The 2,475-nt window shown below is 70.8% G+C and carries 2 protein-coding genes and 2 pseudogenes; 1 reads left to right on the top strand and 3 read right to left on the bottom strand.

All coding sequences use genetic code 11. The features are described 5' to 3' along the window. Together ADBZ5U_RS05440 and ADBZ5U_RS05435 are read right to left on the bottom strand one after the other, a co-directional pair. Window positions 1–257, bottom strand: a pseudogene (locus tag ADBZ5U_RS05440) (tRNA 2-thiouridine(34) synthase MnmA); the annotation flags it as partial. After that, window positions 254–1,456, bottom strand: coding sequence for a cysteine desulfurase family protein (locus ADBZ5U_RS05435; RefSeq protein ID WP_526263161.1), 1,203 nt, complete (start codon window positions 1,454–1,456; stop codon window positions 254–256). The pseudogene ADBZ5U_RS05440 and the gene ADBZ5U_RS05435, both read right to left, overlap by 4 nt. 78 nt (window positions 1,457–1,534) lie before the next feature. On the opposite strand from ADBZ5U_RS05435, the gene ADBZ5U_RS05430 reads away from it, so the two are divergent. Further along, entirely contained in the window at window positions 1,535–2,218 is a 684-nt protein-coding gene (locus ADBZ5U_RS05430) for a DUF6629 family protein (protein WP_526263159.1), read from the top strand. Between the two features lie 140 nt (window positions 2,219–2,358). Here ADBZ5U_RS05430 and ADBZ5U_RS05425 read toward each other — a convergent pair. Beyond that, window positions 2,359–2,475 (bottom strand): annotated as a pseudogene (locus tag ADBZ5U_RS05425) (electron transfer flavoprotein subunit alpha/FixB family protein); the annotation flags it as partial.

Here is a 2,475-nt window from a genome sequence, read left to right as displayed (position 1 = left end):
ACGAAGTCGTCGATCACGTCGGCCTTGAACCGGTCGGCGAAATCCCAGACGTAGAAAGGGATTCCGAGGATGTCGGCGACCCGGCGGGCATCACCGGCGTCCTCCCTCGAGCAGCAACCGCGCGACCCGGTGCGCAGCGCGCCGGGTGCCTGCGACAACGCCAGGTGCACCCCCACCACCTCGTGGCCGGCGTCGACCATCCGGGCGGCGGCCACCGAGGAGTCCACACCGCCGCTCATCGCGGCGAGCACCCTCATCGGACACCCTCGAACGGCGTACTGGCCAGCGCGGCCCGCCGGGCCCGGTCGACGGCGGCCGGCAGCGCCTGCGCGGCGGCGTCGACATCGGCTTCGGTGCTGGTGTGCCCCAGCGACAGCCGCAGTGAGCCACGGGCGACCTGCGGGTCGGCGCCCATGGCCAGCAGCACATGGGAGGCCCGCGCCACACCGGCGGTGCAGGCCGAACCGGTGGAGCACTCGATGCCGTTGGCGTCCAGCAGCATCAGCAGCGAGTCGCCCTCGCAACCGCGGAAAGTGAAGTGGGCGTTGCCGGGCAGTCGCCGGTCGCCCTCGGGGCCGTTGAGCACCACATCGTCGACCGTGTCCAGCACCCGTCCGATGAGGCGGTCGCGCAGGCCGCTCAGCCGGGCCGCCGACTCGACCTGGGCGCCGACGGCGATGTCGGCGGCGGCGGCCATCCCCACCGCACCGGCCACATCGACCGTGCCCGAACGGACGTCGCGTTCCTGACCGCCGCCGTGCAGCAGGGGAACGCAGGCTGTGTCGCGACGCAGCAGCAGCGCCCCCACCCCGGCTGGGCCGCCGAACTTATGGGCGGTGATGCTCAGCGCGGCCAGGCCCGAATCGGCGAAGTCCACCGGTAGCTGGCCGATGGCCTGCACGGCGTCGCTGTGCATGGGAACACCGAATTCGGCTGCCACACCGGCCATCTCGGCGACGGGCATGATGGTTCCGATCTCGTTATTGGCCCACATCACGCTGACCAGCGCGACGTCGTCGTGCTCCTCGAGCGCGGCGCGCAGCGCGGCCGGCCGCACCGACCCGTCGGGTTCGCAGTCCAGATAGGTGACTTCGGCACCCTCGTGCGCGGCCAGCCACTCGACGGCGTCGAGGACGGCGTGGTGCTCGACACCGGTGGTGACGATGCGCCGGCGCCGGGGATCGGCGTCGCGGCGCGCCCAGTAGACGCCCTTGACGGCCAGGTTGTCGCTGTCGGTGCCGCCGGCGGTGAGGATCACCTCCGACGGCCGGGCGCCCAGGCGGGCGGCGATGCTCTCCCGGGACTCCTCCAGTCGGCGTCGCGCCGCCCGGCCCGCGGTGTGCAGCGAGGACGGGTTGCCGACGGCGGCCAGCGCGGCGGTCATCGCCCCGATGGCCGCGGGATGCATCGGGGTGGTTGCTGCGTGGTCGAGATAGACCGGCCGGGTGTGGCTCATGGCCCGTTCAGGATACCGGCCGGGGCGCGTCGCCCTTCCGGCCCGAAGGATGGCCCCGGCCGTGGCACCATTTCCTGGATGTGCTTCTCGATGACCGCCGATCTGGTCGCCGGTACCGCCCTGGTTCCGGTGGCCGCCTTGTCCGTCGCGAAGGTCAGACATCCCCGGGAGCTGCCGTTCGCCCTGCTGCCGGCGCTTTTCTCGGCACATCAGTTTCTGGAGGTCGCGGTGTGGGCCGGCTTGGACGGAGACGCCGGCCGGGTGTCGGCCGGGATGGCGGAACTGGCGATGCGCGCCTATCTGTTCATCGCCTGGCCGATGCTGCCGACCTACCTGCCGCTGTCGGTGATGATGATCGACCCTCGCCGGCGGGCCGCGATGAGGCCTTTCCTGGCGCTCGGCCTCGTCGTTTCCGCTTACCTGGCCTACGTGGTGCTGGCCAATCCGGTCGAGGTGATCCGGCACGACCACGGGTTGGAGTACCTGACCGTCGTTGCGCATCCGCTGCTCTGGGCGGTGCTGTACATCGTCGCGGTGATCGTGCCGTTGCTGATGTCGAGTTACCGTTCGATCGTCGCCTTCGGTGTGCTGAACCTCGTCGGCCTGGTCGCGGTCGCGATCTTCTACATGAAGTCGTTCGCATCGCTGTGGTGCTTCTTCGCGGCGGGGGCGTCGATTCTGATCCTGGTGCACATGATCCGGCGACGCGCCGCCCCCGATGCGGATCGCAGGACCAGCCCGCCGGTGCCGATCCCGGCGTGAGTCGCCACCCCAACCCGCGCGAGCGTGCGTGTCCGCGCGGAACACGCCGTCACGCGTGTACCGGACCGCACGCTCGCGGCACGGGACTAACGCACAACGCCCGACCGGGAAACCCGGCCGGGCGTTGTGTGCGAACCTCGTCAGCCCTTGCGGGCCTTGACCGCCTCGGTCAGCTGCGGGGTCACGCTGAACAGGTCGCCGACCACGCCGTAGTCGGAGATCTCGAAGATCGGCGCTTCCTCGTCCTTGTTGACCGC

This window comes from Mycobacterium sp., assembly GCF_040398885.1.
Lineage (GTDB): Bacteria > Actinomycetota > Actinomycetes > Mycobacteriales > Mycobacteriaceae > Mycobacterium.
This window is presented reverse-complemented; position numbering and strand designations above follow the sequence as displayed.

What these genes read in the sequence shown, in the direction of transcription:
- ADBZ5U_RS05435 (WP_526263161.1), bottom strand. Translation starts at nt 1,456, where the DNA reads ATGAGCCACACCCGGCCGGTCTATCTCGACCACGCAGCAACCACCCCG.
- ADBZ5U_RS05430 (WP_526263159.1), top strand. Translation starts at nt 1,535, where the DNA reads ATGTGCTTCTCGATGACCGCCGATCTGGTCGCCGGTACCGCCCTGGTT.